The organism is Streptomyces griseorubiginosus (genome assembly GCF_036345115.1).
Classification (GTDB): Bacteria; Actinomycetota; Actinomycetes; order Streptomycetales; family Streptomycetaceae; genus Streptomyces; species Streptomyces griseorubiginosus_C.
In genome coordinates this window covers 4,548,673-4,574,096 of sequence record NZ_CP107766.1, presented here as the reverse complement: position 1 = coordinate 4,574,096, position 25,424 = coordinate 4,548,673, and the positions used below count along the sequence as shown (strand labels likewise).

Below are 25,424 nucleotides of genomic sequence, written 5' to 3'. Positions count from 1 at the left end.
GGGCCGCCCCCTTCCTGGCGGCCCCTCTTGATCAGACGGACGGGTTGACGACGACCGTGGCCGAGTTGTTCCTGACCCGAGGGTCGAAGGCGAAGGACGAACTGCCGTCGTAGGGACGGACGGTGACATGGCCGGTGGCGTGGGGGACGACCTGGTCGACGCGCAGCCGGAACGGGAAGGCGACCTTCAGGTCGGGGCTGGTCCAGGTCGGCAGGGTGCAGACGTAGTGGGGGACCGCCGGTTCGCCGTCGGCGGGCGCGGCCGGCGCGGCGGTCTGGCAGGTGCCGGGCACCGACGTGGCGGTGGTGCCCGGCGGGAGGTAGTAGTCGATCGCCGGGACCGGGTCCCCGGAGGCCACGTTCGCGACCCAGGCCGGACCGCGGTTGACGAAGCGGAACCCGGCGGCGACGGTGTCCCCGGCCCCGCCGCTCACCTCGGTGCCGTGCACGGCGAAGTCCGCGGTGTTGTCGGCGTCGATGTGCCAGGCGCGGCCGTTGTCGGAGGTGTCGAGATCGGTGACGTCCCCGGCGGGCTCGACCTCGTAGTCGAACCGCTCGTACAGGGCGTGGCCGGTGACGGCGAGCCGCAGCGGCTCGGGCAGCCCCACGGTGGCGCCGGGCGCGACGTCGGTGTCGAACGAGCAGGTCACGTAGGTCATGTCCGGGTACTGGCCGCTCGGGTCGTCCGGATCGCTGTAGCTGCACTCGGGATAGCGGGTGGCGACGTCGAGGCCGTACGTCGCCCACAGCTTCACGCTGAAGCCGTGTGCGGTCTCGTTGCCGGTGTTGGTGACGGCGAACGGCACGGTGAGGTCGGTGCCGGGCGCGACGCCGGAGACGTCCTGCGGGGCGCTGACCCCGAGGTCGGGGCCGGAGCCGACGGTGACGAAGGTCTCCGTGGAGTACTCCGGGACGGTCAGCGTGCCGTCGGGACCGCCGGTGGCGGTCGCGGAGTACTCCACGGCACCCTGCGCGCCGACGGCGGCACCGGCCGCGGCGCGCAGTTTCAGCTGGACCTGCGGGGTGTAGCGGACCGGCACGTCACCGGTGTCGCACACGGCGACGGTACCGGCGTCGTCGGGCACGCAGTTGTCGGGCCACTGCACCTCGGCGACCCCGGCGAGCCCGGAGACGTCGACGGTCAACCGCCCGCCGGTCACGGCGAAGTCGGAGTTGTAGTGCTGCAACCCGAGCGCCATGGAACGGTACTGAGCCGGACCCCCGCCCTCGGGGGCGACGACGACCGCCTGCTCGTACGGCGCCTGGATCTCCAGCCCGTCGCTGGGATCCGAACCGTCGGCGAACGCGACCCCGCTCCCGAGCCCGGCGACGACCAAGGCCCCCACCGCTCCGGCACACACCCCGCGCCGCACCGCACGTCCGACGGAAACAGAACTCATGACATCCCCCAGCTGGGACAGAAGAACCCCGGCACATAGATCAAGAACCGGCCGCGACTTGGACCCCACCCCCACCACGAAAGTTGCACCGGCCCCGGCTCTTCTTACCGACTTCTTGATCCACCACAGCCACGAACCGGAACCCACCGCCGACCCGCGGCGCCACCACCCGCACAATGTCTGACCATGGAGTGGTCATCACCGCCGATCCGTCCCTACTTCCGCCTCAGCGAGGACGAAGCCGACCTCCTGCGCACCGCGCTCCGCACGGCACCTGGCTCCCCGGCATGAGGCATCAGCAGGTTCTGGACAAGCTCGCGGCTCGGGGGATCGTCCAGGGGATGGTCGAGGATGTCGCTCGGTGGACCGCCGGGCAGATGGCATACCCCGGCCGGTCCCACGCGGAGGTCGAGAAGGCGGTGGTACCGCCGGTCCTCACCCGCTGGCGCTGCCTCCTGGAGGACGCTGACGCCACGGCGACGGACAAGAACGTGGGGTGGGTGGCGCTGGCCACCGTGCTGCACAAGCACGGCTTCCACGACAGCGCCGTCACCGCGCGGGCCCTGGCCTCGGTCGACGAGCTCAACCGTCACGTCGTGCTGTCCGACGCGTTCGCGAGGCAGTCCCCGGCGGTCAAGGCGTTGCTTCGGTCGGCCCCGACACCCCTGACGCGCCGCCCGCGCCGTCCCGCAGCGGTCACGTTCCTGCGCCCCGGAGACGTGGTCTCCATCCGACTCGCCGACCGTTTCCACGCCGCCCATGTTCACGACCTGCACGGCGCGAACGAGTTCCCGGTCATCGAGTTCTACGCCGGTTCCTTCACCGGGCCGCCCACCATGACCCAGCTGACGAACCGCCCGGCGGCCCGGGCGGACGCCGGCGCCCGCTTCGGCGTGGTGGGTCTGACCCATCTCCCCGACCCCGCCCGCCAAGTCCTGCTCCTGGCATCACAGCACGCCCGGCCCCCACACGGAGGCGCCCCCCGTCCTGGCAACGGCCTGTGGACCTTGACCGACCTCCTCGACCTACCGACGGCGACGGCGTCACTCAGGTCCACCGCAGGCCCGAACTGAAGGCCCCGGCCGGTAAATTCGCGGTGGTGACCGAGCATGTCGTTCTGTACCGTGCCCTCATGACCGACAACCGAAAGGGCAATGCCGCGTAGGCGCCCGTCAGCCCTGCGGGGCGAACTGTCGAACCGGTGGCCCAGGAAGCGGCGGTACCCCCGCATCGACGGCCTGTCCGCCTCCTGCACGGCCGACCTGCGCCGGCTCGAGCGGACCCGCTTCTGGCCCGAAGCCACGGAAGAAGCGTTCTGGCACTGGAAGGCCCTGGCCCACGGACCCCTGAGACAGCTTGTGGAGCCCTTCACGGGTCCTGACCGCGGCATCCTCGCGTGCGGGTGCTACGGCGTCGACTTCCGCGGTCACCTCGAAACCGTGCTGCACGCCCTCCCGAAACGCAGCGCACGCGAACTGCGCACCTTCGTACGGGCCCTCGACAGCAAGATCCTCACCCGAGCCAAGGCGATCCCAGCCGACAGCCTCGACGTGCCGTGGTGGCGAGGTCAGGTCTAGCGGGGGCGACAGCGGTAGCATCCCGCATGCCCATCCCCTGGCAGGCCGGCGCCGACGCGTTCGCACGGATCTTGAGACGGCGCGGAGTCGAACCCGACGCCGTACGTGACGTCGAGGTCGCCTGGCAGGCGTTCTGTGAGTTCCTCCAGGTCGGGGTCGAGGGGATCGAAGGACCCGACGACGACGGTGACGGCTTCATCGTCCAGTGGGGCCGGTGGGACTGGAACGGCGACCGGCCCGCCCTGTCGTTCGGTCGCCGGCTTGCCGTCTCCGCTGCCCACGGGCGCGATGATCCCGCGTGGCAGCCGGAGTACTGGCACGTGGAGCTTCAGCTCGTGTTCGCGGAGGATCCCGCCTGGGTGGACCTCGGAAGCCTCGCACGCCAGGACACCGGGTTCCGCTTCGACGGGATCGGTGGGTCCAGAGCCACCGCGCTCGGGGAGATCCGGAGCCTTCTCACGTCGTATCCCCAGCTCGCCGCCCTCTGGCAGGCCGAGCCCCTCCGTAGTGACCTGGCCCTTGAATGCGCGGGGTAGGGGCACGGCGGGACCTCCCCGTGCATCCCGTCTTCGCAACGGTCCTGGACAGGCGGCGCGGGCCGGGCCGTCGTGGGCGCATACTGAGGAGGATGACTAAACCTGCCGCACAGAAGCGCCATCTGCCCACCAGCCCCTTCAAGGCTCCGGTCGCACCCGTGCCCAAGCACTTCGCCGTGGGCGACCAGGTCACCCACGACATGTACGGTCTCGGCCGCGTGCTCGGCGTCGAGGACGGAATCGCGGTGCTCGTGGATTTCGGCTCGTCGCAGATGCGGATCCTGAGTCCGTACCCGAAGATGACCAAGCTCTAGGAAAGGACCTCCTCCCATCGATCTGACCTCGCTGTTCTCCGCCCCCGAAGGGCAGTCCCAGCGCACCCCCGCGGCCCTCCCGCCCCTCACCACCGACCCCTTCCGCGCGCCGGACTACGGGGACGACGAGGACGAGACCTTCCCGCGCCCCGAAGCGGCCTAGCTCCCTCACCCCGCCGCTCACCCCACTCCCGCCGACGCGGCCCGCATACAGCCGTTGCCGCCGCTCGGCGTACTGACGTGCGTGTCACACAGATGCGCGCGGATCTCCGCCGGCCGTACCTTCGCCGCGCCCGCCTTGCCTAGCCTTGCTCTGCCTTGCCCTGCCCTGCTGTGCCCCGCTCTGCCCTCGGGGTTTTCCGCGCCCCCGGCCCATTCCGCAAACGGCCGGCCTACGGCGACTGCCGCGCGTGTGAGCGAGCCCACCCTGTGCCTGACCTGTGCGTCCGCCGGTGATCCGGCACAGCTGACGCCCAGCGAGGCATGCGAGCGTGATTTCCGGTTAGGCGCACCGGGATTACTCGATTCAGCGGGCAGGTGAGAAGAGATCTCTTTCATGGCGAAGGCACCGGACTCGACGGCCGTGGCGGAAGCGGAGCGGGAAGGCAGCACGCAGGACGGAGTGGATACGGCGGTCGGCACCGCCAGACCCTCAGCCCCGGTCGCACCCCGTGCGAGCCGGGGTTTTCCGTCCGCGGTGTCCCGCACCGGCCGGGTGAGCGGCCTCGACGGACTGCGTACCCTCGCGGTCGCGCTGGTCATCGTCCACCACGTGGAGCCCGACGCGCTGCCCGGCGGCGCGGTCGCCGTGGACGTCTTCTTCACCATCAGCGGCTTCGTCATCACCCGCCTGCTGCTCGCCGAGTACGTCCGCCGCGGCGGCATCTCCCTGATGTCCTTCTACCGGCGCCGCTGGCTCCGGCTCGTCCCCGCGCTCCTCGCCCTGTGCGCGTTCTGCGCCCTGCTGGCGTCGACCACCGACCTGTGGGGCTTCGACGGTTCGCTCCAGGCCGCCGGCCTGTCGGCGGCCTTCCTCACCAATGTCGTACGGGCCACCGAGTCCGGCCCCTACTCCGACCTCACCAGCCCGCTCGCGCACACCTGGTCGCTGGGCGTGGAGGAGCAGTTCTACTTCCTGTGGCCCCTGCTGCTGCTCCTTCTCCTCCGCAGGGTGCGGGCCCGCACGGTCCTGCTGTGCACGGCGGCCCTGTGCGTGCTCCCCCTGCTCTGGCGCTGCGTCCTGTGGAACCCGGACGCGGCCCACCGCATCTACAACGGCACCGACACCCGCGCCGACCAGCTGCTGGCCGGCGCCCTGGTCGCCGTAGCCCTGGCACGGCTGCGGTCCGACGACCCCCGCCTGGCCCTGCTGCGCACATGGTCCGGCCGGCTCGCGTGGCCGGCCCTGGCCCTGCTGGGTCTGGTCGCCTGGCAGGTGCCGGTGACCGAGGACCTCGGCGTCTGGACGGCCGCGTGGTACACGGTCGGTTTCCTCGCGGTGGCGGCGCTCTCCGCCGTCCTGGTCGCCGCCCTCGAACTGCGCCCCGAGACCCGCCTGTCACGCCTGCTGGCCCTGACCCCCCTGGCCTGGGTGGGCCGCAACCTCAGCTACGGCATCTATCTCTGGCACTACCCGGTCGTACGGCTCCTCGCCTCCCTCGGCGTCACGGAGGGCCGGCTGGCGGCGACGGTGGTGCTGACGCTGCTCATGGCGCTTCTCTCCTACTACGCCATCGAGAAACCGTTCCTGAGGAGGGCACACCGGGCGCGGGCCCCGCGGCCGGCACTGGCGGCGGCGACCTGAGGCGGCCTGCCCGCCACCCCGTGCCCTTTCCTACACTCGCGGGATGAACGAGATCACGTGCACCCACTGCGGCACCGTCGGCCTGTCGGAGGGCTTCATCGAGGACGCCGGCGAGCACTCGCGCGGGTATGCACGGTGGATCGAGGGCGCGCTGGAGCGGGGCATCTTCGGGGGCGCCAAGCGGATGGGCCGCCCCCGGCGCCGGATAGCGGCGTTCCGCTGCCCCAAGTGCGGGCACCTCGAACTCTTCGCCACCGACGAGGTGTAGCGGGGCCTCGCCGGTCGGCGGCGGGGTTTCACCCGCCGTGGGTGAGGCGACGCTGACACGCCTGTCGGAGGCTTGTCGTGCCCAGGTCCGTGACGGCTGCCCGCCGTGGCGTGACGGCGTTCCCTGACCGAACAGGGGGACCAGGTGAACCGGTACCCGCCCATCGCGGAGCACGGCATGGTCGGCGATCTCCAGACCGCCGCCCTGGTGTCGTCCGACGGAACCGTCGACTGGTGGTGCACGCCCCGCTTCGACTCGCCCAGTGTCTTCGCCTCCCTTTTGGACGGGGAGAGGGGAGGCCACTGCCGACTGGCCGCGGAGCTCCCCGGCGACGACGGGATGACCGTCCGTCAGCTGTACCTGTCCGACACGGCCGTACTGGTGACCCGGTTCATGGCGCCCGGAGGGGTCGGCGAGGTGGCCGACTTCATGGTGCCGAACGACTCCTCGGCCCCGTCGGGCGTCCACCGACTGCTGCGGGTCGTACGGGTCGTCCGGGGCAGTCTGCCCTTCGCGCTGAGCTGTCAGCCGCGCTTCGACTACGGTCGCGCCCCGCACACCCTCGCGCGGACCGACGAGCACTCCGTGGTCTTCCGCGGCCCGGGAACGGACCTGCACCTCCAGTCCACGGCCGGCGTCGGCTTCCACGAGGACGGCAACGACATCAGCGCCCGGTTCACCCTCTCCGCCGGGCAGGCGGCGGCCATCGTGCTCACCAGCACCCCGGGCGGCGCCCCCACTCCACCCCGCCCGTCGCTGGAGAGTGTCGCCGACGCCCTGGAGACCTGCCGTACCTTCTGGCTGTCGTGGTTGCGCTCGTGCACCTACCGGGGCCGCTGGCAGGACATCGTGAACCGGTCGGCGATCACTCTCAAACTCCTCACGTACGCCCCCACCGGAGCGCCCATCGCCGCCGCCACCATGGGGCTGCCCGAGCAGATCGGCGGCGAGCGCAACTGGGACTACCGCTACACGTGGGTCCGGGACGCGTCGCTGTCCGTGCGCGCACTGATCGACCTGGGTTTCCAGGAGGAGGCGCACGCCTTCCGCCGCTGGTTGCGCGAGCGCATCGAGACCGACAGGCCGCCCTCGGCGGACCCCCTCCAGATCATGTACCGGATCGACGGCGACCCCCACCTGTCCGAGGAGACCCTCGACCACCTGGAGGGCTACCGCGGATCGCGGCCGGTGCGGGCGGGCAACGCGGCGGCCGACCAGCTGCAGCTGGACATCTACGGCGAGGCGTCCGACGCGCTGATCGTCGGCGGGGACATCGGCGCGATCCGGGGCTGGCACGCCCTGAGCGAGGTGCTGGACTGGCTCGTCGACCACTGGGACCAGCCCGACGAGGGGATCTGGGAGACCCGGGGCGGGCGCCAGGACTTCACCTACAGCCGGCTGATGACCTGGGTGGCCTTCGACCGGGGGGTCCGCGCGGCCACGACGTTCTCCCGGCCCGCCGACCTCACCCGCTGGACCGGCGCGCGGGACGCCGTCTTCCATCAGATCGTCGAACGCGGCTGGCACGACAAGCGGCAGGCCTTCGTGCAGCACTACGACACCGACGTGCTGGACGCCTCGCTGCTGCTGATGCCGCGCGTGGGCTTCGTCTCGCCCCGTGACCCCGACTGGCTGAGCACACTCGACGCCATGGGCGAGGACCTCGTCAGCGACAGCCTCGTCTACCGCTACGACCCGACGGCGTCCCCCGACGGCCTGCGCGGCTCCGAGGGCACCTTCAACCTGTGCAGCTTCTTCTACGTCGAGGCGCTCGCGCGCAGCGGCCGGCTCGACGAGGCCCGCCACGCCTTCGACAAGATGCTCACCTACGCCAACCACGTCGGCCTCTTCGCCGAGGAGATCGGCCCCTCGGGCGAGCAACTCGGCAATTTCCCGCAGGCGTTCACCCACCTCGCCCTGGTCACGGCGGCCATGGCCCTCGACGAAGAACTGGAGAAGGCGCGAACCGTACCGCGCCCCGGCAACCACCGGCATCCCGCGACGCGCGGTCTCACGGTGCCGGGCGAGGACGCGGGCGGGGGCAGCCCCGGTGCCTGAGACGGCGGCCGGGACGGGGCAACCGGCACGGCCGGGGCACGCCCTGGCCGCCCTCGCCCTGGCCCAGTTCATCTGCAGTTTCGCCGGCTCCAACATGAACGTGATGATCAACGACATCAGCGAGGACCTGGACACCACGGTCCAGGGCGTCCAGGTGGTCATCACGGTCTTCCTGCTCGTGATGGCCGCGCTGATGATCCCCGGCGGCAAACTCACCGACCGGTTCGGCCGTAAACGGTGCTTCCTGACCGGGCTGGTCGTCTACGCGGCGGGTGCTCTGCTCAGCGCGGCCGCCCCGGGGCTCGGCGTCCTGGTCCTGGGCTACTCGATCCTCCAAGGCATCGGCACCGCACTGCTGATCCCGCCCGTCTACATCCTCACGACCCTCCTCCACCCCGACGTCTCCTCCCGGGCCCGCGCCTTCGGGGTCGTCATGGCACTGGGCGGCATCGGAGCGGCGGCCGGGCCGCTGATCGGCGGTCTCATCACCACCGCGATCAGCTGGCGGGCGGCGTTCGTCTTCCAGGCCCTGGTGGTCGTGGTGATCGTCCTGCTCAGCCGTCGCATCGACGACCCGCTGCCCCCGGACCCGGCCCGGTCGTTCGACACGGCGGGCGCGGTCCTGTCCGCCGTCGGCCTCGTCCTCGTGGTCATGGGCATCCTGGCCGCCGACGACAACGTCTGGCTCATGATCGCCCTGCTGGTTCTCGGAGCCCTGGTGCTCGCGTGGTTCTTCCGCTCCGCCCACGCCAAGGAGGCGTCCGGCCGGGAGCCACTGCTGTCCCTGAGCCTGTTCGGCGACCGTATGTCCAACCTCGGGCTCGTCACCCAGAACGTCCAGTGGCTGCTGCTCATGGGCACGTCGTTCACGGTCGCCGCCTACCTCCAGGTCGTGCGCGGCTACGACGCCATCCAGACCGGCGTCGTCTTCACGGCGGCCACCCTGGGTCTGCTGGCCTCGTCCCTGTCCGCCGAGCGGCTGGCGCATCGGCACACCCAGCGGACGCTCATCATGTCCGGCTTCGTCGTCTCCATCGCCGGTGTGGCGGTTCTGGTCGCCCTGGCGGGGAGCTTGGCCACCGCGTGGGCGTTCGTCCCCGGGCTGCTCCTCATCGGTCTCGGCCTGGGCGTGATGCTGACCCCGTCCGTCAACGTCGTCCAGTCGAGCTTCCCGGAGGAACGGCAGGGAGAGATCTCGGGCCTGTCCCGCAGTGTGTCCAACCTCGGCTCGTCCTTCGGGACAGCCGTGGCGGGCACCATCCTTGTGGCCGGCCTCAGCAAGGGCGCCTACGCGGCCGCGATGATCACCCTGGCCGTCATCGGGCTCGGCGGTCTCGTCGCGGCCGCCCTCCTGCCCCGGGATCCGCGTTCCTCGACGTCCCTAGCCTCCGGGCCCGCCGCTCCCGCGGCCGCTCAGCGCACCGGGAAGCCGAAGACGTAACCCTGGTCGCGGAGTCGGGGCAGGAGCCGGCGCAGGGCCTCCACCGTTTCGGCGCGGTCGCCGCCCGCGTCGTGGAAGAGGACCGTCGGGCCGTTCGGGAGTTCGTGCTCGACGGTGGCGATGATGGCGGCCGTGCCGGGGAGTTCGAAGTCCTTGGAGTCGACGTTCCAGCCCAGCGGGCGCATGCCCCGGGAGGCGGCGAGCTTGCGGCTGTACGGCGTGAAGGCGCCGCCCGGGGCCCGGTAGTACAGGGGGCGCACGCCGCCCGACGCCTGGGTGATCATGCGTTCGGCGTCGAGGATCTGCTGGGACTGGTAGGCCTCGGACTTCTTGTCCATGGTGGTGTCGTGGGACACCGAGTGGTCGCACAGCCGGTGTCCGGCCGCGACGACCTGCTTCACCAGGTCGGGGTGGGCCTGCGCCTGCGTGCCGACCATGCAGAACGTCGCCTTGACCCCGTACTGGCGCAGCACGTCCAGGACTTGGGGGGTCCACCGCGGGTCGGGGCCGTCGTCGATGGTGATGTTGACGCCGCGCGCGCCCTTGTCCGAGGCGTGCGCGATGGTCACGTCGACCGGCTTCACCGCGGCCGGCTTCGCCGACGTGGCCGCCTTCGGGGACGAGCCCACGGCACCGGCCTGCGCGGTCCACACCGAGGCGCCGGCGGCGAGCAACGTCACCCCGAGCGCCGCCCCGAGCACCTTGCCGTACCAGCCCCGCCCGCCGTGCCGCGCCATGTCCGCCCCACTCTCCCGCAGTTCCGCCGATCAACCGGCCGCCTTGTCCGCTTGCGACCAACGCGACCAACTGGCAGGACGAGTGGGGACGGTCATGGGATGCGTCCGTTACCGATCAAGGACAATCCCGGGGTGGTTCCCGGACAACCGGGCGGATGACCGGGCGGGACGAGAGGACGACCGAGCGAGCAACCGGGGCTGTCCGTCAGGCCGTCGCCGCGTCCGCCGAGGGCACCGCGGTCACCTTCCCGGCACCGGCCGCCTGCCGCTCCCGCCACCACGACGCCCCCCACGCGAGCGCCGCGCCCCCGACCGCGTACCCGACCAGCACCCACAGGGCGCCGGCCGTCGCGTGGCCGGAGAAGTACGCGGTGTTGCGGACCAGGGTCGTGCCCGCCCCCGGTGGCAGGGCCTGGCCGATCGCGCTCCAGAAGGCGGGGAGCAGCGGGGCCGGGTACACGCCGCCCGAACTCGGGTTGCCCAGGACCACGAACAACAGGATGACCAGGCCCGTGCCGAGCAGCCCCAGCAGGGTCTGGAGGGCGAGCGCGGTCGCCGCCGACGCCATGACGACCAGGGCGCCGATCGCGCTCAGCGCCCAGAAGTGACCGCCGAGCGCGTCGAACACCGGGCCCACGATCACCGCTCCGGCCACGCCCGAGACCACCGCGTACAGGAGGAGGGCGCCCAGACGGATCAGGGTGCGCTGACGGTTGGCCGGGCGGGAGCCCGCGGCCATGCCCATGATCGTGGCGGTCAGGTAGCCGCCGATCACCCAGCCGAGGACCAGGTAGAAGGACGTCATGCCGCGGCCGTCCCCGGAGTTGGGGGCGCGGATGTCGGTCACCGTGATGCGGCGCTTCTCGGACGCCTCGATCTTCTGGGCGATCTGGGTGGCCGTCTGGGAGACCGAGGGGCCGCCGGCCGAGGCGACCAGGAGGGTGTCCTCGGTGCCCTGCGCGTCGAAGAGGAAGGCCGCGTCCGTCCTGCGGGTCATGACCCACTCGCGGGCTTCGGCCGTGCTCGCGGCCGTCGTGGCCTTCACCGGGTCGCCGTCCAGCGCGTTGAGCTGGGCGACGATCTTCGCGGCGGCCTGCTGGGGGGCGACCACCGCGACCGGGATGCGGTGCGGGGTGGGGGAGTGGAAGGCGCCGACGTACGAGAGGACGAAGGCGAGTTGGACGAGGAGGCCGCCGAGGACCAGGCCGAAGGCCCGGAGCGTCACCGCGTCCTTGAACTCGGCCGCGAAACCAGGGGACTTGGGGGCCGGCTCCGGGGCGGGTCCGCCGGAGGAGGGGGTGGAGGGTGCGTTCACGGGCGCATCGTCGCACAAGTGGGTGAACTTGCCGTTCCGTTTGCCGTCCCGGAGGAAACGGGCACCTCGGAAGGCCTGACCCGGTACGCCCCGAGGCCTGACCCGGTACGCCCCCGAGGCCCGGCCCACCCCCCGCCCGGAGCCCTAATCCGGCAACCCCAGCTCCGCCCAGATCGTCTTCCCGGTGGCCGTCTGCCGGCTCCCCCACCGCTCCGCCATCTGCGCCACCAGCAGCAGCCCCCGCCCGCCCTCGTCGAACACCCGGGCCCGGCGCAGATGCGGGGCGGTGCTGCTGCCGTCGGACACCTCGCAGATCAGGCTGGAGTCGCGGATCAGCCGGAGGACGACCGGGTCGGCGCCGTAGCGGACCGCGTTCGTGACGAGTTCGCTGACGATCAGTTCGGCGGCGAAGGACGCGTCCCCGAGACCCCACGCCATGACCTGCTCGCTCGCCTCCTTCCTGGCCCGCGACACCGCCGCCGGATCGCGGGGCAGCTGCCAGGTGCGGACCTGAGCGGTGTCCAGGGCGGAGGTGCGGGCCAGCATCAGGACGATGTCGTCGGCCGGGCGGGCCGGCAGGGCCGTCCGCAGGACCTGGTCGCAGGTCTCCTCCAGGGGGCCCGCGTTGTCGGCCAGCGCCCCGCGCAGCAGGTCCAGACCGACCTCGATGTCGCGGTCGGCCGCCTCGACCAGGCCGTCGGTGTAGAGGGCCAGCAGGCTGCCCTCCGCCAGCTCCACCTCGACGGACTCGAACGGCAGGCCGCCGAGGCCGAGGGGCGGGCCCGCAGGCAGGTCCAGGAATCGGACCTCGCCGTCGGGGGTGACCACGGCCGGCGGCGGATGGCCGGCGCGGGCCATGGTGCAGCGGCGGGAGACCGGGTCGTAGACGGCGTAGACGCAGGTGGCGCCCACCTCGCCCGAGGTCGGTGCCTGGGCCGCCGGGCCACCGCGGGTCTCCGGGCCCTCCTCCCGGTCCAGCCTGACCACCAGGTCGTCGAGCTGGGTGAGGAGTTCGTCGGGGGCGAGGTCCACGTCCGCGAGGGTGCGCACGGCCGTCCGCAGGCGGCCCATCGTCGCCGAGGCGTGGATGCCGTGGCCCACCACGTCACCGACCACCAGGGCGACCCGGGCGCCGGAGAGCGGGATGACGTCGAACCAGTCGCCGCCCACGTCCGCGCCGGAGCCCGCCGGGAGGTAGCGGTAGGCGATCTCCATCGCCGCGAGGTCCGGCGGGCGGTCGGGCAGCAGGCTGCGCTGGAGGGTGAGCGCGGTGCGGCGCTCGTGGGTGTAGCGGCGGGCGTTGTCCACGCTGACCGCCGCCCGCGCGACGATCTCCTCCGCGAGCAGCAGGTCGTCCTCGGTGAACGGCTCCACCGTGCGGTGGCGCAGGAAGTGCACCAGGCCGAGGGTGACCCCGCGGGCCCGCAGCGGCACCATCATCACCGAGTGGATCAGGTACTTGGCCACCGTCTCGGCCCGGGCCCGGGACGACTCGACCCACGCCCGCATCCCCGGGTCCCCTTCGGGCGGCAGGGTGCCGCGGCCGGCGATCAGGGCGCGCATCGGGGGCGTGTCCACCGGGTAGAACGTCGTCCCGCCGGACGGCACCACCGACTCCGGGCAGCCGTCGAGGACCGAGCGCTGCGCGGTCCGCCGTACGGTGACCGGCCGGTCCGGGGGCACCGGCTCCGGTTCGTCGCCGAGCGCCACCGACTCCAGCAGGTCCACGGTGACGAAGTCCGCGAAGCCCGTCACGGCCACCTCGGCCAGCTCCTCGGCGGTCCGGACGACGTCCAGGGTGCTGCCGATGCGCAGGCTCGCGTCGTTGAGGACGGCGAGGCGGCGGCGGGCCCAGTACTGCTCGGTGGTGTCGAAGACGGCCGCGGACATGCCCAGCACCGCCCCGCCCTCGTCCTTCAGCGGTGACAGGAACATCGACCAGGCGTGGCCCCGGACCTCGCCGGGGGCCTGGCCGAAGTTCTCGTGGAAGATCGGCTCACCGGTGCTCAGGACCTGCCGCTGGAGGCGGTCGTACTCGTCGAAGGGCGGGTTCGGCTCGATCTCCCACAGGGTCAGACCGCGCATCTCGGCGAGGGTGCGGCCCATCACCCGGGTCATGACCTCGTTGGCCGTCACCAGCCGCGCCTCGGCGTCGTAGACCGCCACCGGGACGGGCAGCTGCGCGAGCGTGAGGTCCCACAGGGCCTCCGCGGTCGGCTCGGCGGGCTGGGACACGCGCTCCGGGGCGGCGGGGGTGACCAGCCACGGCCGCGCGCCGTCGCCGTCCGCGAGCGGGGTGCCCTTCAGCCGTACGACGACACGGTCGCCGTCGCGGTGCCGCAGCGCCACCTCGGTGGCCCACCGCCGGCCCTGGGCGATGTGGCGGCGCGCGGATTCGGGGAGGTCGGCCGCGAGCAGGTCGGCCGCCGGACGCCCTACGACCTCCGCGGCCTCGTGGCCGAGCAGCCGCCGTGCCCCGGAGCTCCACACCGTGACCGTCCCGCCGGCGTCGACCACGACCGCCAGGTCCTCGGGTACGGGTCCCTCCACGGTGCCTCCGGATGTGCCGCGCCTGCCGTCCATGCTCCCAGCGTCCCGCCGCGCAGCTCCCCGCTCAAGCGATGACAGAAGGCATACGGCGACCCTGCCGTGCGGAGCCGCAGTCTTGCACGGCGCGCCGGGCGGGCGGAACGGAACGGAAGGATCTCGGGGCCGGTGGTGCCGGCTCCGGCGGCCGCGGGAGGGCCCCGGTGGCGGGCGGGGTCGTCACAGCAGGGCGCTGGTGCGGTGGTGGGCCGGGATGTTCAGCCACCAGGACGCGGCCGCGCGGGTGGTGGGCAGGAAGTCGGGGTTCGTGCGGATCGCGGTGAGCACGTCGTCGCGGGCGGCCATGCCGAGGGCGTAGACGAGGCTCTCCAGGGTGGCCGCGGTCACCGGGTCCCGGCCGGCCCGCCACGCGGTGTGGTGGTGGGTGAGGGCGGACCGCAGGAAGTCGCCGGTGGAGCGGTCGGCGGCGACATGGCCGAGGCCGCGCACGGCGGCGTACGCGGTGGTGCGCGGTACGCCCGGTGTGACCGCGAGCCATTGCAGCAGTCCGCGGTGGCGGTGGTCGCCGACGACCCGCAGCGCGTCCAGGAGCGGGACCGCGAGGTCCTCCTGCCGGGTGGCGAGGGGCCGTACGAGTTCCGCCGCGAGCGCGTCCGCCAGCACCGGACGGTACGGGGTGGCCGCGAGCAGGAACGCGGCGTACAGCCGGACGTCGAAGAGCGGGCTGGCCAGCGCCTCGCCGACCAGCGCGGTCGGCACGGCGGAGTCGCCCACCCGGCCGGGCTCCAGCGCCCCCAGGCGCGCGGTCACCCTGCGCACCGCCGCCGCGGCCGGATCGGACACCCGCCGCCCCGGCAGCGGGGCCGGCGGGCGGCGGCCGAGGAGCGCGCGGGCGTGCTCGGGGTGCGCGGCGGACAGATGGGTGCGCAGCGGTGCGACCTGGTCGCCGAACGGGCCGTCGTCGGCGCAGTCCCGCACCGCCCGCACCAGCCTGGTCAGCTGCGGCTCGTCGAACTGCCGGTAGTTCACCTTGCGGAAGCACGCCATGACCGCGCCCCGGTGCGCCAACGGCCCGCTGGGCCGGGCCAGTTCACGCAGGACCCGGTCGGTCGCGTCCGGGTGGGCGGAGTTGTCCAGGGCGCAGACGATCTCGGTCGCCGTCAGCCGGGCCCGCCCCGCAGCCATCGCACCGCACACCGCGACGACCGTACGGCCGCCCCTGCGGTGGTTGAGGAGCCGGTTGAGCGACTCGAAGCGCAGCATCCACGGCAGGTCGTCGGCGATCACCATCTCCTCGACGAGCCGCTCGGCGAGCCGGGCCCAGGTGCCCGACGGCATCAGCACGACGTCGGGCCGCGCGCACAGTCCGTCGACCAGCTGGTCCCAGTGGTCGCCGGTCATCACGTCCCCGGACACCGCCTGCTCCAGCAGGTCCTCCAGGTCCCGGCCGGCCGGGGCGACCGGGTCGACGTCCAGGACGGGACCGGGCGCCCAGTAGCGCCACACCGTGCGCGCGGTGGCGGTGAGCCGGTTGCGGGGCAGCCCGAGCAACTCCTCGTAGCGGCGAACCGCCTGCCAGGGGACGGGAGTCCGGGCGGTCTCCCAGCGCGAGACGGTGCTGACGCTGACCTCGCGGTCGTAGCTCCCGCCGTGGAAGGCCGCCGCGAAGGCGGGCAGCGATCTGAGCGGTTTCTCCTCGGCCAGCAGCCGGTTGACCCGTAACAGCCATGCGACACGGGCCCGCCGCCCCAGCCCGGCCCCCGCGCCGTCCGCGGCACGCGCGTTCATACGGTCAGTGTGGCAGGAGTCGGGCCATCCGGCCCCGGCCGAGACAATTCCCTCTGACATACCCGATTTCCCACCGCCCCGCGCCGCGCCTTGCAGCGCCCGGCGAGCTGTGCAACGCGCGGTGGCCCGGGCCCCCGACGGCGGTACCAACGAGTCAACCGGCCCGTACGGACGGCCGGTCGAGGTGATGTCGGGGGAGGCATCGATGGGAACGGCACTGGCACTCGGGCATGTGATCGGCGTGGTGATCGCGCTGTGGACGTTCAACGCGCGGGCGGGCGGCTCCTTCTGGCACGGCGTCTCGCCGTGGCTGCTGCTGATCAGCCCGGAGTGGTTCCTGGTCAGCGTGGTCAAGGCGGTCGGCTGGGAGATCACGCTCGCCGTCTGGCTGCTGAGAGGGCAGCCCGCCTCGCCGTGGTGCGTACGGCCGCGCAGCCGCTCGGGCCGGATCACCCGGCTGAGCCCGGCCGAACGCGCCGCCCGTGAGCGTGAGTTGCAGAGCACCAGGTGAGGGAGGGGTTCGCGTGCGGTACACCGGCGACAAGGACGTCCACTGCGGGGATCGGGCCTGCCGCAAGAGGGTGCGGGCCGTCCGCTGCCCGCGCTGCCAGGGTCGGGTCGGCCCGATGACCACGTGCAGGCGGTGCGGCAACACCGGCTACGTCTGCCCGAATTCGCGCGACGAGCACCACGCCAAGGTCGGCTGAGGGGGGAGGACGGGATGGAGATCCTGCACAGGCTGCTCGGGCCGCGTCGGCTGCCGGCCGGCCGACACGGCTACCAGGCACCGCCGGACGCCCTGGCCGAGGGCTGGGAGTGCGACAACCCGGACTGCGGGGAGAGCGGCTGGTTCGCCAGTCCGCGGCCCGGGATCCCGCGCCGCTGCGACGTCTGCGGCAGCGGCACCTACCCGCGCCACGCCTGGCCCTGGCAGCACGGCGAGCGCCGGGCCGAACTCGACGCCCTGCTCGCCGAGGCGGAGCGGGACGGCGACCGCTATCTCGCCCTGCTGGTCCGCTTCCACCTGCTGACCTGGACCTTCGAGGACCACCTGATGAACGGCCACCGGCACGACGCCCTGCTGACCCTGCGCGACACCGACGCGGGACTGCGGGCGACGATGCGCGAGGACCCCCTGTTCACGGAGGGCTCCTACCGCTACGCCCTGGTCCTCGGCGCCCTGCGCAGCGGCGACCCGGACATCGCGCTCCGGATCCTCGAACCCTGGGTCGCGCTGGCCCGCGAACGGGGCCCGGGCTACGGCACCGACCTGGCCTCGGACAACGCGAGCCGCACCGACTACCGCTGTCTGGTGAGCGCCTGCTTCGCGTGGCTGCGGGACGAGCGGACCCCGGCCCACCGCCGGTACGACACGGTCGTGCGCTGGGTGCTGGACACGGCCCGCGCCCCGCACGTGCGCAACTGGCTGACCGGCGACCACGACGCGGCGCTCACCGTCCTCGACCCCTACTGGCAGTCCGGGCGCTGAGGGCCCGGGCACCGGAGCCGGGTGCGTGGCCGCGAACCCGTACGGGGGTCGGAATCGCGGCCACGGGCCTGCCCGGGTGAGGTCAGCCCAGCGGGGTGTCGGCCCACGGGAGGGACGCCGACGGGTCGTTGAAGGCCTCCGGGCGCGGCGGCCGCACCTCGTGGCAGGTGAACCCGAGCCGGGTCAGGGCCCGGCTCACCTCGTTGGCGGTGAAGTCCCGGCGGTCCTGCCGGGTGATCACCTGACCGACCTGCTTGACCGGGTACACCTGGGAGCCGACGGTCACGCACGGTCCGGTGGCGGGTTCGGGCGCGACGCCCTCCATCGACCTCTCGACCTCGCTCATGGTCAGGTCGAAGGGAAAACGTGCGATGACGATGCGCATGGAACCTCCACGGGGAGCGGTCGGAACGGGGACGGTGAGAACGCCCAGGGTGCGGCCCTGTTCGTCTCCTTCTCGGAGTGGGTCGTACGGCTATCGGGGGGTGCGGGCAGAGCGGCGGCGGCCCCGCGCGGAGCGGCTGCCGCGACCGCGTCCGGCGGCCCCGGTGCGCTGCGCGGGCTCGGCGGCGGCCGGGGCGGGGAGGGTGACGGGCACGCCGGAGGGGGTGCGGGAACCGGTGATGCGGTTCAGCTCGGCCTCGCCGGGGCGGACCCGGGTGATCCGGGCGGAGATGCCGGCGTCGGACATCAGACGGTCCACCGCGCGCCGCTGGTGCGGCAGGACCAGGGTGACGACGGTGCCGGACTCGCCGGCGCGCGCCGTACGGCCGCCGCGGTGCAGGTAGTCCTTGTGGTCGGCGGGCGGGTCGAAGTTGACGACGAGGTCGACGTCGTCGACGTGGATCCCGCGGGCCGCGACATTGGTGGCGACCAGCACGCTGACCTGGCCGTCCTTGAACTGGCCGAGGGTGCGGGTGCGCTGCGGCTGGGACTTGCCGCCGTGCAGCGCCGAGGCCCGCACGCCCACCGACAGCAGGTGCTTGGCCAGCCGCTCCGCCGCGTGCTTGGTGTCCAGGAACATGATCACGCGGCCGTCGCGGGCGGCGATCTCGGTGGCGGTGGCGCGCTTGTCGTCGTCGACCACGTGCAGCAGGTGGTGCTCCATGGTGGTGACGGCGCCCGCGGACGGGTCGACCGAGTGCACCACCGGGTCGTGCAGGTAGCGGCGCACCAGGAGGTCGATGTTGCGGTCCAGGGTGGCCGAGAACAGCATCGTCTGGCCGTCGGGACGCACCTGGTCCAGCAGATGGGTGACCTGCGGCATGAAGCCCATGTCGGTCATCTGGTCGGCCTCGTCCAGGACGGTCATGGCCACCTGGCCGAGCTCGCAGTCGCCGCGCTCGATGAGGTCCTTGAGCCGTCCCGGTGTCGCCACCAGGAGCTCGGCGCCGGACCGCAGCGCGGATGCCTGGCGGCCGATCGACATACCGCCGACGACGGTGGCCGCGCGCAGGCGCAGCGCCTTGGCGTAGGGGGTGAGGGCGTCGGTGACCTGCTGGGCCAGCTCGCGGGTCGGGACGAGGACCAGGGCGAGGGGCCTACGGGGCTCGGCGCGCTGTCCGTCCAGGCGGGCCAGCAGGGGCAGGCCGAACGCGAGGGTCTTGCCGGAGCCGGTGCGTCCGCGGCCCAGGACGTCCCGTCCGGCCAGCGAGTTCGGCAGGGTGGCCGCCTGGATCGGGAAGGGCTCGGTCACGCCCTCGGCGCGCAGGGCGGCCTGGAGCCGCTCGGGCAGGTCGAGGTCGGTGAACGCCTCCACCGCCGGCAGGGCCTCGGTGAGCGTGGTGGGCAGGGTGAACTCGCCGCGGGGTGCGGCGGCGGCACGGGGGCGCTGGTGGCTCGCGGCCCGGGAGCGGACACGGGACGCGTTGTTCCTGCTGGTCCCGTTGTTTCCGTTGTTTCCGGTACGGCGGGTGCGGTTCATGGGTGGGGAACCTTCCTCGATGCGTGCGGCACGTGTCGAGGAATTCCTCCGGGGCGCGGCGAAACCGCACGAGAATTCGCAAGAAAGAGCCGGGGAGAAAGCGAAGCAAACAGTTGCGGGCAATGGGCTGGGGCCCGCACCCAAGAGTGCGGGCCCCAGCCGTAAAACTGCGTCAGCGTCAGGCGGGAACGATGTTCTCGGCCTGCGGGCCCTTCTGGCCCTGCGTGACGTCGAAGGTAACCTTCTGGCCTTCCTGAAGCTCGCGGAAGCCGGAGGTGGCGATGTTCGAGTAGTGCGCGAACACGTCAGCGCCGCCGCCGTCCTGCTCGATGAAGCCGAAGCCCTTTTCCGCGTTGAACCACTTCACGGTGCCAGATGCCATATTGAATCTCCCTAAGGGGCAGTGCCGGGATCCGCACTTTACGGATTCCGAGTCGCCGCGATGATCACCCCTCCGGTAAGACCCGGAAAGACGCGGAGACCTTCTTGAAGAATCTCCGGAAACCAAAACTGCAACTCTTATCACGGTAACACACCGTAGATGCGCGGATCCACGCTCCCGGTAATTCTGGGCCCGTCCCTTCCGGAAATCTCGTCGCGCCCCGTGTGTGATTCTGTTGTGGCTGCGACAGTTATTCGTCCAGCCGGCGGCGCATCTCGTCGTTCTGCCGGAGGGCTTCGTCGAGCCGGTCCTCCAGGTCGATGATGCGGCAGGCCGCCTCGATCGGGGTGCCCTGGTCGACGAGCTCGCGGGCCCGGGCGGCGATGCGCAACTGGCCGCGGGAGTACCGGCGGTGGCCGCCCTCCGAACGCAGCGGGGTGATCAGTTTCGCCTCGCCGACGGCCCGCAGGAAGGCGGGGGTGATACCGAGGATGGCGGCGGCCCGGCCCATGGTGTAGGCCGGGTAGTCGTCGTCGTCCAGGCGGCCGGCGGGGGAGGTCTCGGCGGGCATGGCACCTTCGTTTCGGGGGCGCGGCGTGGGCCCGACGGCCCGGACACCGACCCAGTAGTGCCCGGATGGTCACAACCCTAACGTCGTCCCACCCGGATATGTGGCGCCGCCCCGACAGATTTCCACCACCGGAAGGACCTCGCGCCCCACAAGCCCAACAGCACCCACACGGACCAGGAGCCCTCCGCCCGCCACCATCACGCCCCACGGTCCCCGGCCGAGCGACGCCCGCCGGATCTCCGGCACGCGCGCCGTGCGTCTGCTGCCGCGCCTGGTCCCCGCTGTGCGCGCCGGGCGCCCGCTGCCGCGCCGGATCTCCGATGCGCGCGCCAGGTCTTTACGGTGCCCGCGCGGGGTTCTCGCTGCACCAGGCGAGTCTCCGCTGTGCTCGCGCCGGGTTTCGACCGTGCCCGCCTCGGGTCCCTGCTGTGCGCGGCGGGTCTGCCTTACCGGGCACGCGCTGGGATCTCGCCGTGTGCACCGGGTTCTTACCGTGCCGCCCTATGTCCCCACCGAGCCCGTCCAGGTGCCCACCGTGCCCGCCCGGGCTCCGCCCTGCCCCTGTCGTCGCCGTCCGGCCCGCGTTTCTCCGATCACGCCGGGTACGGAGCGGTCTCTCGGGCCGTGCGCAGGGCTGCTGCCCACCAGGACAGCTGGTCCAGGAGGGTCTTGGCGTAGGCGGTGGTTGCCGGGTCGGTGGGGTGGCCGTCCTGCCAGGTGGTGAAGTAGTTCGGGAAGGCGAGGCCGTCGCGGATCGTGACGGCGTGCAGTTCGGTGAGGACGTTCTCCAGGTGCAGCACCGCGTGCCGGCCGCCTGCCGCGCCGCCGTAGCTGACGAAGGCCACGGGCTTGGCCGTCCACTGGGTGAAGTGCCAGTCGATCGCCGCCTTCAGCGCCGCGGGGTAGCTGTGGTTGTACTCCGGCGTGACCACGACGAACGCGTCGGCCCCCGCCAGCGCGGACGTCAGGGCCGCCATCCCGGCGGGCCGCGGGTAGTCGTCGCCCGCGTACTTCGGGGACGCCGCCGGCAGCGCCAGGGGGATGTCGATGTCGGCCAGGTCGACCACCTCCACCTCGAAACCACCGTGGACGCGCGCCTGTCCGGCGACCCACGACGCCACCACCGGACCGAACCGGCCCTCCCTGACGCTGCCGACGAGGACCACCAACTTGTGCTTGTCGTTTGCCATGCCCACCACGATCGAGCCGTGCCGCGGCCGTAGCCAGACCGGACTCAGGCTGGCCCCCGCAGGGCCACCCTGAACCCTCCGCGAGCGGCCGGCCGCCTCCTATGCTCGGCACCATGGGGACACCGTTGGGGGACTTCGTCCGGGCCAGGAGGGACAGCACGCAGCCGGAGGACCTGGGGCTGCCCGACCGGGGCCGCCGCCGGTCACCGGGGCTGCGCCGCTCGGACCTCGCCGCGCGGGCCGGGATCAGCGTCGAGTACCTGACCCGGATCGAGCAGGGCCGGGACCGCAACCCGTCGGTGGCCGTGGTCAACGCCCTCGCCGACGCCCTCTCCCTCAGCCCCGCGGAGCGCGACCACCTGCGCTATCTCACGAAGATCAGCGGCGGGGAGTGCCTCGGCCGCACCCGGCCCGCACCACCGGCCCGCCAGGTGCGGCCGTCCGTCCTGCGGACGCTGGAGCTCATGGAGCCGGGCATCGCCGTGGTGACCAACCGGATCGGCGACGTCCTCGCCCGCACCAGCACGTTCGAGTCGGTGACGCGCGGCACCGGACTGCTCGACTCCGACACCCCGAACCTCACCCGGTACGTCTTCACCGACCCCCGCGCCCGCTCCTTCTTCGCCGACTGGGACGACGTCGCGGACGAGCAGGCCTTCGACCTGTGGCTGGGTCCGTCGATCGACACCCACGAGTGGTTCACCGCGGACCTCGCCCCCGTGGCCGGCCCCGAGCTCACCCGGCGCCTGAACCGCCACGTCGTCCCGCGCCGCGGCGAACTCCGGCTCAACCACCCCTCCGGTCCGGTGCTCCGGCTGCTGCGCGAGACCCTCGAGCTCACCTCGGACGCCCAGCAGCTGATCGTCTTCCTCCCCGCGGACGAGCCCACGGCGCAGGCGGTCGCCCGACTCCGGCGCCCGTCCCACGGGGGCCGGCTGCGCGTCATCTCGTAACGTCCCGTCCAGCGTCGCGGCAGCGGCGGACATCACAGTGTCCGATTGTCCCCGCCATGCCATACGCTGCACCTTCGGCGGCGTCCACAGTGCATCCACAGCCGGTGCCAGGGGGGGAACCGCTGCCGGTCACTTTCCACCCGGTGGGCGCCGGGCTTCTCATGTAGGGGGGCACATCACTGTGCGCATGCTCGGGTGGCCGGAACCCGGACCGTGATCCTTCCCTCTTCCCCTTTCGGGCAGGCGGTTCTTTGAACGACATCTAGCGAAGTGGCCGAAATTGAGACAGATACTCCAGCGAATCGACGCACGGGCGGGACTGTGGGCCGTGATGGGCGCCGTGGCCCTCGGTTCCTTCGTCGCGCTGGAGCTCGCCGCCCGCGGTTACGGTCTGCCGGGGCCGCTGACCACCCTGGCGCGCGAGACCGTCGGCCCGCCGAAGTCGGGGCCCCTGCTGTACGCCGGCCTGGCGCTGACGATGGTCGTGCTGACCTGGCGGCAACGCTTCATCGCGCTCGGCGCCGCGATAGCCATCGACCTCGGCTTCCTCGTGGTCCGGACGGCGTGCGGCATCGAGGTGACCCACGGCCACCCCTTCGGCAACGGCGCGCTCTGGGTGACCCTGGGCTGCGGCGTCCTCGCCCTCACCCGCCGCACCGGCGCGGAACGGACCCTGCTGCTGAAGGGCGTCGGTCTCGGCCTCGTGCTGGTGGCCGGCCGCAAACTGGGCGACACCTGGCTGATCATCACCGCGAAGAGCCGCCCGCAGGTGCTCGACCCGTACCTCGCGGCCGCCGACCACGCCCTGGGCAACCCGTCCTGGCTGATGGGCCGGCTCGTCACGGCGACCGGCGCGATCGGCTTCAACTTCCTCGACACCATCTACGGCCAGCTCGCGGTGGCCGCGGTGGTCGTCGCGCTCTACCAGCTGCGCAACGTGGCCGCCGAGCGCCGCTTCCCGCGCCACCACCTGGTGCGCACCTTCCTGCTGATCGGCCTGCTCGGCCCGGCCATCTACATGATCTTCCCGGTGGTCGGCCCGGTCTTCGCCTACGGCACCGGCACCGACCACTGGGCGTCGATCGCCCTGTGGTCGCCGCAGATACCGAGCGACGGACACTGGGCGGTGGCCGACCTGTGGCCGAAGACCCCGCCCCCGATAGCCGCCCCGCACTCCATACCCTTCGACACGGTCACCCCCCGCAACTGCATGCCCAGCCTGCACACGGCCTGGGCCACCGCGATCTTCATCCACTCCCGCAAGGGCCCGCGCCTGCTGCGCGTCGCGGGCACGTTCTGGCTGATCGCCACGCTCTGCGCCACGCTCGGCTTCGGCTACCACTACGGCGTCGACCTCATCGCCGGTGTGGTGTTCACCCTCACCATCGAGATGGCCGTACGCACGTACGACCGCGGCTGGGACCGCGCGGGGCTCCGGCTGACGACGTACGGTACGGCGGTCTTCGTGGCGCTCCTGCTGTCGTACGCCCTGCTGCCGGTCCAGATGGGCGAGCACCCCTGGCTGGCCGGCCCGCTGCTCGTGCTGGCGATGCTCTCCGTGATCTACGGCTATGTCCGCACCGTCGCCCGCTGGGAGGCGGCGCCGGTGCCGGCCCGGGAGCCGGAGCCGCACCCCGAACCTGCCTGAACCGCGCCCGGATCAGCCCCCGACCCGCTCGATCCACTCGCTGCCGCCCAGCGGATAGTCGTAGCCGGGACGGTCCACGTTCGCGCTGGTGCGGAAGGGGCTGCCGTCGTTGTCGATGTGCACGGTCCCGCTGCGGTCGCCGCTGGACCAGTCCAGGGTGAGGTCCCAGCGGACGTCGTGCGCCGTGGTGTGGGCGGTGACGTAGAAGACCTCGGGGTCGGACTCGCTGACCTTGTACGGGAAGTCGCGCTGCCCGTTCTTCCCGGTGACCGCGGGGCTGCCCTGGTCGAGGGCGATGTCGAACGACTTGGTGCCGACCCCGCCGCCGCAGCCGACGCCCATCGAGTAGTCGTTCCAGGCGAGCGGGGCGCCCCTGGACAGGATCCGTACGTGCAGCGCGTTGAGGACGACGGTCTCCGCGCCGGTGCCCTGCACGGTGAGCGCGATCTCCTGTTCGCCCGAGGAGACCGCCCCGTACGCGGCGGCCCAGCGCGGGGCGTCCTGCTCGCTCGCCGGCGGGCCGACCTGCGCGGGCTCGCTGTCGACGAGGAAGTGCTGGCTGCACGGGCTGTCGTAGACGTAGGGGCGGGTGGCGACGGCGAGCGGGACGCCGGTGGCGGGCTGCCGGGTGGCCGGCTTGTCGTCGCCGCTCGGATCGCCGGACGCGGTGCTCCCGGCGTCCGCCGTGCCGGTGGGGGAGACGGAGGCCGACGCGGACGGTCCGCGGTCGGCGGACGGGCGGGCCGAAGGGCTCCGGGAGGGGCCGGCGTCCTTGGTGCCGGTGATCGTCGGCGCCGTGCTGTCCCCGGCGCGTTCGGAGCTCGGGCGCAGGGCGTACGCGACGGCGCCGAGCGCGGCGACCACGGCGACGGACGCGATCAGCGCGGTACGGCGGCGGTGGGGCCAGGGGGAGCGACGGGGTGAGGTGACTTCGGCTGCCGGGTCGATGACGACCGGCTCACCGGGGTCGTCGTCGCCCGTGTCCTCGACGGGGCTCGTGTTCTCGGCGGCCCCCGTGTCCTCGCTCGGGGCCTCCGTCCTGCGGCCGCGGGCCGCGTCCGCCAGGATCCAGCGGCGGTGCAGTTCCACGAGCTCCTGCGGAGTGGCCCGGCAGACCCGGGCGAGGCGCTCCACCGGCGCGTACTCGACCGGCACCGCGGTGCCGTTGCAGTAGCGGTGCAGTGTCGACGTGCTCATGTGCAGGCGTTTGGCGAGCACGCCGTAGCTCAGTCCCGAGCGGTCCTTGAGCTCCCGCAACAGCGCTGCGAACGCCTCCGACTCGGCCGTCCCCGTCGCCCCTGACACCCGTACCCCTCACCTCGGCATCCCGGGAACGCATTCCAAGGGCGCCGCATTCTGCCTGGTCAAAGCCCGTTTCAGCGTTCCAGTGTCCCCAACTGCCCGCTGGGCGTGGCGGTTGGGACGGATCGCCTCACAAGCTTCGGTCATCCAATCACCACCGCAACGCCAACTCCCAAGGGGC

The 25,424-nt window shown here is 72.5% G+C and carries 24 protein-coding genes; 13 read left to right on the top strand and 11 right to left on the bottom strand.

Going from position 1 to position 25,424, the window contains the following annotated elements; genetic code table 11:
* Positions 1 to 31: 31 nt before the first annotated feature.
* Positions 32 to 1,399, bottom strand: a complete 1,368-nt coding sequence (locus tag OHN19_RS20585; protein ID WP_330265601.1) for a hypothetical protein — start codon at positions 1,397 to 1,399, stop codon at positions 32 to 34.
* Between the two features lie 287 nt (positions 1,400 to 1,686).
* On the opposite strand from OHN19_RS20585, the gene OHN19_RS20580 reads away from it, so the two are divergent.
* The 8 genes from OHN19_RS20580 to OHN19_RS20545 all read left to right on the top strand — a co-directional run bounded on the left by OHN19_RS20580 (position 1,687) and on the right by OHN19_RS20545 (position 9,397).
* A complete protein-coding gene (locus OHN19_RS20580; RefSeq protein WP_330265600.1) occupies positions 1,687 to 2,472 on the top strand; it encodes a hypothetical protein in 786 nt (261 codons plus the stop codon).
* A gap of 81 nt (positions 2,473 to 2,553) precedes the next feature.
* The gene (locus tag OHN19_RS20575) at positions 2,554 to 2,976 is read left to right on the top strand and encodes a hypothetical protein (RefSeq protein WP_330265599.1); all 423 of its coding nucleotides are present in this window, start codon (positions 2,554 to 2,556) and stop codon (positions 2,974 to 2,976) included.
* A 26-nt stretch (positions 2,977 to 3,002) separates the two neighbouring features.
* Positions 3,003 to 3,512 (top strand): hypothetical protein, encoded by a 510-nt coding sequence (locus tag OHN19_RS20570; RefSeq protein ID WP_330265598.1) that lies wholly within the window; start codon positions 3,003 to 3,005, stop codon positions 3,510 to 3,512.
* A gap of 92 nt (positions 3,513 to 3,604) precedes the next feature.
* Positions 3,605 to 3,826, top strand: a complete 222-nt coding sequence (locus OHN19_RS20565; RefSeq protein WP_330265597.1) for a hypothetical protein — start codon at positions 3,605 to 3,607, stop codon at positions 3,824 to 3,826.
* Between the two features lie 556 nt (positions 3,827 to 4,382).
* Positions 4,383 to 5,630, top strand: coding sequence for an acyltransferase (locus OHN19_RS20560; RefSeq protein ID WP_330265596.1), 1,248 nt, complete (start codon positions 4,383 to 4,385; stop codon positions 5,628 to 5,630).
* Positions 5,631 to 5,673: 43 nt separating this feature from the next.
* Positions 5,674 to 5,898, top strand: a complete 225-nt coding sequence (locus tag OHN19_RS20555) for a hypothetical protein (RefSeq protein ID WP_330265595.1) — start codon at positions 5,674 to 5,676, stop codon at positions 5,896 to 5,898.
* A 144-nt stretch (positions 5,899 to 6,042) separates the two neighbouring features.
* The gene (locus OHN19_RS20550; RefSeq protein ID WP_330265594.1) at positions 6,043 to 7,956 is read left to right on the top strand and encodes a glycoside hydrolase family 15 protein; all 1,914 of its coding nucleotides are present in this window, start codon (positions 6,043 to 6,045) and stop codon (positions 7,954 to 7,956) included.
* Positions 7,949 to 9,397, top strand: a complete 1,449-nt coding sequence (locus OHN19_RS20545; RefSeq protein WP_330265593.1) for an MFS transporter — start codon at positions 7,949 to 7,951, stop codon at positions 9,395 to 9,397. Before OHN19_RS20550 ends, OHN19_RS20545 begins: the two co-directional genes overlap by 8 nt.
* Here OHN19_RS20545 and OHN19_RS20540 read toward each other — a convergent pair.
* The 4 genes from OHN19_RS20540 to OHN19_RS20525 form a co-directional block, all read right to left on the bottom strand.
* Entirely contained in the window at positions 9,370 to 10,134 is a 765-nt protein-coding gene (locus tag OHN19_RS20540; RefSeq protein WP_330265592.1) for a polysaccharide deacetylase family protein, read from the bottom strand. The two genes, OHN19_RS20545 and OHN19_RS20540, sit on opposite strands and share 28 nt — an antisense overlap.
* Positions 10,135 to 10,339: 205 nt before the next feature.
* Positions 10,340 to 11,449 (bottom strand): ABC transporter permease, encoded by a 1,110-nt coding sequence (locus tag OHN19_RS20535; protein WP_330265591.1) that lies wholly within the window; start codon positions 11,447 to 11,449, stop codon positions 10,340 to 10,342.
* 144 nt (positions 11,450 to 11,593) lie between these two features.
* The gene (locus tag OHN19_RS20530) at positions 11,594 to 14,032 is read right to left on the bottom strand and encodes a SpoIIE family protein phosphatase (RefSeq protein WP_330265590.1); all 2,439 of its coding nucleotides are present in this window, start codon (positions 14,030 to 14,032) and stop codon (positions 11,594 to 11,596) included.
* Positions 14,033 to 14,215: 183 nt separating this feature from the next.
* Entirely contained in the window at positions 14,216 to 15,784 is a 1,569-nt protein-coding gene (locus OHN19_RS20525) for an XRE family transcriptional regulator (RefSeq protein ID WP_330265589.1), read from the bottom strand.
* A gap of 205 nt (positions 15,785 to 15,989) precedes the next feature.
* On the opposite strand from OHN19_RS20525, the gene OHN19_RS20520 reads away from it, so the two are divergent.
* The 3 genes from OHN19_RS20520 to OHN19_RS20510 are packed head-to-tail and all read left to right on the top strand — an operon-like array spanning position 15,990 to position 17,273.
* On the top strand, positions 15,990 to 16,295 hold the full coding sequence (locus OHN19_RS20520; RefSeq protein WP_330265588.1) for a hypothetical protein: 306 nt from the start codon (positions 15,990 to 15,992) through the stop codon (positions 16,293 to 16,295).
* Between the two features lie 13 nt (positions 16,296 to 16,308).
* Positions 16,309 to 16,491: a hypothetical protein gene (locus OHN19_RS20515; RefSeq protein WP_030319908.1), complete on the top strand. Its 183-nt coding sequence runs from the start codon at positions 16,309 to 16,311 to the stop codon at positions 16,489 to 16,491.
* A 14-nt stretch (positions 16,492 to 16,505) separates the two neighbouring features.
* Entirely contained in the window at positions 16,506 to 17,273 is a 768-nt protein-coding gene (locus OHN19_RS20510) for a hypothetical protein (RefSeq protein WP_330265587.1), read from the top strand.
* An 82-nt stretch (positions 17,274 to 17,355) separates the two neighbouring features.
* Here the strand turns inward: OHN19_RS20510 and OHN19_RS20505 are convergent, their stop codons facing one another.
* The 5 genes from OHN19_RS20505 to OHN19_RS20485 all read right to left on the bottom strand — a co-directional run bounded on the left by OHN19_RS20505 (position 17,356) and on the right by OHN19_RS20485 (position 21,340).
* Entirely contained in the window at positions 17,356 to 17,658 is a 303-nt protein-coding gene (locus tag OHN19_RS20505) for an SCO5918 family protein (protein WP_330265586.1), read from the bottom strand.
* A 90-nt stretch (positions 17,659 to 17,748) separates the two neighbouring features.
* The gene (locus tag OHN19_RS20500; RefSeq protein ID WP_330265585.1) at positions 17,749 to 19,197 is read right to left on the bottom strand and encodes a DEAD/DEAH box helicase; all 1,449 of its coding nucleotides are present in this window, start codon (positions 19,195 to 19,197) and stop codon (positions 17,749 to 17,751) included.
* 178 nt (positions 19,198 to 19,375) lie between these two features.
* Entirely contained in the window at positions 19,376 to 19,579 is a 204-nt protein-coding gene (locus OHN19_RS20495; protein WP_007383480.1) for a cold-shock protein, read from the bottom strand.
* Between the two features lie 250 nt (positions 19,580 to 19,829).
* Entirely contained in the window at positions 19,830 to 20,150 is a 321-nt protein-coding gene (locus OHN19_RS20490; RefSeq protein ID WP_330265584.1) for a MerR family transcriptional regulator, read from the bottom strand.
* 593 nt (positions 20,151 to 20,743) lie between these two features.
* Complete coding sequence (locus OHN19_RS20485) at positions 20,744 to 21,340, bottom strand: NAD(P)H-dependent oxidoreductase (RefSeq protein WP_330265583.1); 597 nt, start codon at positions 21,338 to 21,340, stop codon at positions 20,744 to 20,746.
* A gap of 113 nt (positions 21,341 to 21,453) precedes the next feature.
* Here OHN19_RS20485 and OHN19_RS20480 point away from each other — a divergent pair, with 113 nt between their 5' ends.
* On the top strand, positions 21,454 to 22,293 hold the full coding sequence (locus OHN19_RS20480; RefSeq protein ID WP_330265582.1) for a helix-turn-helix transcriptional regulator: 840 nt from the start codon (positions 21,454 to 21,456) through the stop codon (positions 22,291 to 22,293).
* 331 nt (positions 22,294 to 22,624) lie between these two features.
* A complete protein-coding gene (locus tag OHN19_RS20475; RefSeq protein WP_330269660.1) occupies positions 22,625 to 23,941 on the top strand; it encodes a phosphatase PAP2 family protein in 1,317 nt (438 codons plus the stop codon).
* A 12-nt stretch (positions 23,942 to 23,953) separates the two neighbouring features.
* On the opposite strand, the gene OHN19_RS20470 is transcribed toward OHN19_RS20475, so the two are convergent.
* Positions 23,954 to 25,246, bottom strand: a complete 1,293-nt coding sequence (locus OHN19_RS20470; RefSeq protein ID WP_330265581.1) for a transcriptional regulator — start codon at positions 25,244 to 25,246, stop codon at positions 23,954 to 23,956.
* Between the last annotated feature and the right edge of the window lie 178 nt (positions 25,247 to 25,424).

What these genes read in the sequence shown, in the direction of transcription:
- OHN19_RS20585 (WP_330265601.1), bottom strand. Translation starts at nt 1,399, where the DNA reads ATGAGTTCTGTTTCCGTCGGACGTGCGGTGCGGCGCGGGGTGTGTGCC.
- OHN19_RS20580 (WP_330265600.1), top strand. Translation starts at nt 1,687, where the DNA reads ATGAGGCATCAGCAGGTTCTGGACAAGCTCGCGGCTCGGGGGATCGTC.
- OHN19_RS20575 (WP_330265599.1), top strand. Translation starts at nt 2,554, where the DNA reads ATGCCGCGTAGGCGCCCGTCAGCCCTGCGGGGCGAACTGTCGAACCGG.
- OHN19_RS20570 (WP_330265598.1), top strand. Translation starts at nt 3,003, where the DNA reads ATGCCCATCCCCTGGCAGGCCGGCGCCGACGCGTTCGCACGGATCTTG.
- OHN19_RS20565 (WP_330265597.1), top strand. Translation starts at nt 3,605, where the DNA reads ATGACTAAACCTGCCGCACAGAAGCGCCATCTGCCCACCAGCCCCTTC.
- OHN19_RS20560 (WP_330265596.1), top strand. Translation starts at nt 4,383, where the DNA reads ATGGCGAAGGCACCGGACTCGACGGCCGTGGCGGAAGCGGAGCGGGAA.
- OHN19_RS20555 (WP_330265595.1), top strand. Translation starts at nt 5,674, where the DNA reads ATGAACGAGATCACGTGCACCCACTGCGGCACCGTCGGCCTGTCGGAG.
- OHN19_RS20540 (WP_330265592.1), bottom strand. Translation starts at nt 10,134, where the DNA reads ATGGCGCGGCACGGCGGGCGGGGCTGGTACGGCAAGGTGCTCGGGGCG.
- OHN19_RS20530 (WP_330265590.1), bottom strand. Translation starts at nt 14,032, where the DNA reads ATGGACGGCAGGCGCGGCACATCCGGAGGCACCGTGGAGGGACCCGTA.
- OHN19_RS20525 (WP_330265589.1), bottom strand. Translation starts at nt 15,784, where the DNA reads ATGAACGCGCGTGCCGCGGACGGCGCGGGGGCCGGGCTGGGGCGGCGG.
- OHN19_RS20520 (WP_330265588.1), top strand. Translation starts at nt 15,990, where the DNA reads ATGGGAACGGCACTGGCACTCGGGCATGTGATCGGCGTGGTGATCGCG.
- OHN19_RS20510 (WP_330265587.1), top strand. Translation starts at nt 16,506, where the DNA reads ATGGAGATCCTGCACAGGCTGCTCGGGCCGCGTCGGCTGCCGGCCGGC.
- OHN19_RS20505 (WP_330265586.1), bottom strand. Translation starts at nt 17,658, where the DNA reads ATGCGCATCGTCATCGCACGTTTTCCCTTCGACCTGACCATGAGCGAG.
- OHN19_RS20500 (WP_330265585.1), bottom strand. Translation starts at nt 19,197, where the DNA reads ATGAACCGCACCCGCCGTACCGGAAACAACGGAAACAACGGGACCAGC.
- OHN19_RS20495 (WP_007383480.1), bottom strand. Translation starts at nt 19,579, where the DNA reads ATGGCATCTGGCACCGTGAAGTGGTTCAACGCGGAAAAGGGCTTCGGC.
- OHN19_RS20490 (WP_330265584.1), bottom strand. Translation starts at nt 20,150, where the DNA reads ATGCCCGCCGAGACCTCCCCCGCCGGCCGCCTGGACGACGACGACTAC.
- OHN19_RS20485 (WP_330265583.1), bottom strand. Translation starts at nt 21,340, where the DNA reads ATGGCAAACGACAAGCACAAGTTGGTGGTCCTCGTCGGCAGCGTCAGG.
- OHN19_RS20480 (WP_330265582.1), top strand. Translation starts at nt 21,454, where the DNA reads ATGGGGACACCGTTGGGGGACTTCGTCCGGGCCAGGAGGGACAGCACG.
- OHN19_RS20475 (WP_330269660.1), top strand. Translation starts at nt 22,625, where the DNA reads ATGGGCGCCGTGGCCCTCGGTTCCTTCGTCGCGCTGGAGCTCGCCGCC.